Here is a 3,096-nt window from a genome sequence, read left to right on the forward strand (position 1 = left end):
GGCGCGCCAGGAGTGCTAGCGCCGGTCGCAGTCGCACCATTTGCCCTTGGGCAGGAAGGTGCCGCAGCGCGGGCAGGCGCTGAGCTCCACCGTCCTTGGGTTGCCGCGCGGCATGGCCTGGCTGCTCGCCCGCTCCTTGGCCCGCGAGCGCATCATGAGCACAATCACGCCGATCACCAGGACCAGCAGCAGGAGCTTGCCGACAGAAAGCGTACCGATCATCGCCTCGCTCTTATAGCCCGAACCGGGCAAACGCCAGCCGCTCCTCGGCCAGGTCCAGCAGTTCGCCACCGAGCCCAGCCATACCAAGCCGCCGCTGCAGCCAGGAGCGGCGCCGGCCATAGGGCCGCAGGCGCAACTCGTCGCCAAAGCGCTCCCGCAGCACGGATTCCGGTGTGCCCAGCGCGTCCACCAGGCCCAGCGCCTGGGCCCGCTCGCCCGACCAGACCCGGCCGCTGAAGATCTCGGCGGCGTCGCCGGTGAGCCTGGACCCTCGCCTTGCCCGCACATGCTCGATGAAGGCGTGGTGGATGTCGGCCTGGATCTCGTCCAGCAGTTCCAGGTCCTGTGGCGACTGCGGCCTAAACGGATCGAGCAGCGCCTTGCGCTCGCCGCGGGCGCGGACCCGCCGCTCGATCCCGAGCTTGGCGATCGCCTCGGTGAAGCCGAAGCCGGCCGAGATCACCCCGATCGAGCCGACCAGCGAGCAGCGGTGCGCGAACATCTCGTCGCCGGCGCAGAGCAGCCAGTAGCCGCCCGAGGCGGCCACGTCCTCCGCGAATGCCACGACCCGTTTCTTCTTCCGCTCCGCCAGGAGCCGGATCTTCTCGGCGATCAGCGCCGACTGGACCGGGGAGCCACCCGGACTGTTCACCACGATCGCGACGGTGTCGGTGCTTTTGTGGGCGAACGCCTGGCCCAGCATGGCCTCCACGGCGGCGAGCGTCAGCCCGTTGCGGCCCGGCATGCTGCCGATCACGCCGGACAGGCGGACCACCGGCACCACCGGCCCGCGCTTGAGCGGCCAGAACCGTTGGAATCTCATCGAGCGCTTCCACCTTCACGATCGCCTGCGGCCCAATCGATCGCACCCCCGTCCTCCAGGATGTGCCGGGCCGCCTGGGTCCAGCCGCCATCCTGCCCATGCAGGACGAGGCCGGGCAAGAGCGTGTCCGGGCTGCGGTCGTCCTTGCGCGCCCGGATCAGCACCCGGGAGGCCGGACGGCCTGCGCGGGGATGGATCGGGAGGATCCGGATGCCACCTGCCTTGCCGGCGAGGCTGACGAGTGCCGGCACCAGCCGATCGGCGCGCAGGATCACCACGACCTGGCCGCGCGAACGGCAGAGCCGCAGGCAGTGGCCGAGCCAGTCGGACAGCGACATGCCGCCGAAGCGGGCGAGATCCCGGGCGGGTTCAGGTGCCCGGGAGGAGGCGGGATGGTGGAAGGGCGGGTTGCTCAGCACCAGGTCGAAGCCCCCATCGCGCAAGCCCCCGAGGTCCGCCTCGATCGTCCGGAAGGATTCCTGCCGGCCGTTGAGCGCCGCATTGGCCGAGGCGGCGGCCAGCACAGCCCCGTTCACGTCCAGCGCGGTCACCTGAACCTCCGGCGCACGGGCCAGCAGGCACAGGCCCACCACCCCGGTGCCGCTGCCGGCATCGAGTACCCGCTGTGGGCCCGGCACCGGTGCTGCGGCGGCGAGCAGGACGCCGTCGATGGCTGGCCGCGCCAGACCCGCCTGGTCGATCATGGCAACCCGGCCCTGCAGGAGCCCGAACCTGCCGGTCATCGCGGGCTTGCGGCGCAGGAAGCGGCAAAGCGGCGGCGGAACCCTGCCCTCATGCACCGGTCGGTTTGCCACCGCTCAGCGGCCCATGGTAGCAACGCCGCGCCGCATCCGGCGCTGCACATTATCAGGCGGGCCACGAGTTGAGGACGACGGAGTTGAGTTTGGCGCCTCTTTCCGATGACACGACTCCGACAGTGACGAAGGCCGGCCTGGACGGCCCGCTCGCCCTGGTGGCTCCCGAGATGCAGAAGGTCAACAGCCTGATCCTCGACCGCCTGCAGAGCGAGGTGTCGCTGATCCCGGAGCTGGCGCGCCACCTGATCGCGGCAGGCGGCAAGCGGATCCGCCCGGTGCTGACCCTGCTCGCGGCCAAGCTGTGCGGCTACCAGGGCGAGCGGCACGTGGCGCTCGCGGCCTGCGTCGAGTTCATCCACACCGCCACTCTCCTGCACGACGACGTGGTCGACGAGAGCGACCTGCGTCGCGGCCGCAGCACCGCCAACGCGGTCTGGGGCAACAAGGCGCCGGTGCTGGTCGGCGACTTCCTGTTCAGCCGGGCGTTCATGATGATGGTGGACGACGGCTCCCTGCGGGTGCTGCAGATCCTCTCGCGCGCCTCGGCCGTGATCGCCGAGGGCGAGGTCGAGCAGCTGGTGACCGCCAACGACACCTCCTCCACCGAGGCCGCCTACCTGCACATGATCGCGTCCAAGACCGCAGCCCTGTTCGAGGCGGCGGCCCAGGTGGGCGCGGTGGTGGCCGATCGCCCGATGGCCGACGAAGAGGCGCTGGCCACCTATGGCCGCTCGGTCGGCGTCGCCTTCCAGCTGGTCGACGACGCGCTCGACTACGGTGCCGGCAAGAACCTCGGCAAGACGGTCGGCGACGACTTCCGGGAGGGCAAGATCACCCTGCCGATCCTGCTCGCCATCGCGCGCGGCAGCAGCGAGGAGCGCGCCTTCTGGACGCGCTGCATGGAGACGATGGAGCAGGAGGAGCAGGACCTCGAGCGCGCGATCGGCATCCTGCACCGGCACGACGCCATCGACGACACGATCCGGCGCGCCGAGAGCTACTGCGCCGAGGCCAAGGGGGCACTGGCCCGCTTTCCCGACAGCCCAGCGCGGCAGGCGCTGCTCGATCTGGCCGACTTCGCGGTGCATCGGGCGTTCTGACCAGGAACCCACTTGCGCGGGAGCGTCCTGGCGGCTATCTCCCGCGCACCGCAGGACGGGGCGTAGCTCAGCTTGGTAGAGCGCTTGCTTCGGGAGCAAGAGGCCGGAGGTTCAAATCCTCTCGCCCCGACCA

4 protein-coding genes and 1 tRNA gene are annotated in these 3,096 nt (G+C 70.5%); 2 read left to right on the plus strand and 3 right to left on the minus strand.

The window, feature by feature from the left end; all coding sequences use genetic code 11:
* Positions 1-15: 15 nt before the first annotated feature.
* From VNS22_RS08595 to VNS22_RS08605, 3 genes are read right to left on the minus strand one after another with little or no spacing between them, the layout of a single operon-like run.
* Positions 16-252 carry a hypothetical protein gene (locus VNS22_RS08595; protein WP_325731561.1) on the minus strand — a complete coding sequence of 79 codons (237 nt, stop codon included), beginning with the start codon at positions 250-252 and terminating at the stop codon, positions 16-18.
* Complete coding sequence (locus VNS22_RS08600; protein ID WP_325731563.1) at positions 233-1,045, minus strand: S49 family peptidase; 813 nt, start codon at positions 1,043-1,045, stop codon at positions 233-235. Before VNS22_RS08600 ends, VNS22_RS08595 begins: the two co-directional genes overlap by 20 nt.
* Positions 1,042-1,788 carry a tRNA1(Val) (adenine(37)-N6)-methyltransferase gene (locus VNS22_RS08605; protein WP_325731565.1) on the minus strand — a complete coding sequence of 249 codons (747 nt, stop codon included), beginning with the start codon at positions 1,786-1,788 and terminating at the stop codon, positions 1,042-1,044. Before VNS22_RS08605 ends, VNS22_RS08600 begins: the two co-directional genes overlap by 4 nt.
* A 242-nt stretch (positions 1,789-2,030) precedes the next feature.
* Between VNS22_RS08605 and VNS22_RS08610 the strand changes: the two genes are divergently transcribed.
* Both VNS22_RS08610 and VNS22_RS08615 read left to right on the plus strand, forming a co-directional pair.
* The gene (locus tag VNS22_RS08610; RefSeq protein WP_349261746.1) at positions 2,031-2,963 is read left to right on the plus strand and encodes a polyprenyl synthetase family protein; all 933 of its coding nucleotides are present in this window, start codon (positions 2,031-2,033) and stop codon (positions 2,961-2,963) included.
* A gap of 56 nt (positions 2,964-3,019) precedes the next feature.
* Positions 3,020-3,096 (plus strand) — tRNA-Pro (locus VNS22_RS08615).

Source organism: Geminicoccus sp. (assembly GCF_035556675.1).
Classification (GTDB): domain Bacteria; phylum Pseudomonadota; class Alphaproteobacteria; order Geminicoccales; family Geminicoccaceae; genus Geminicoccus.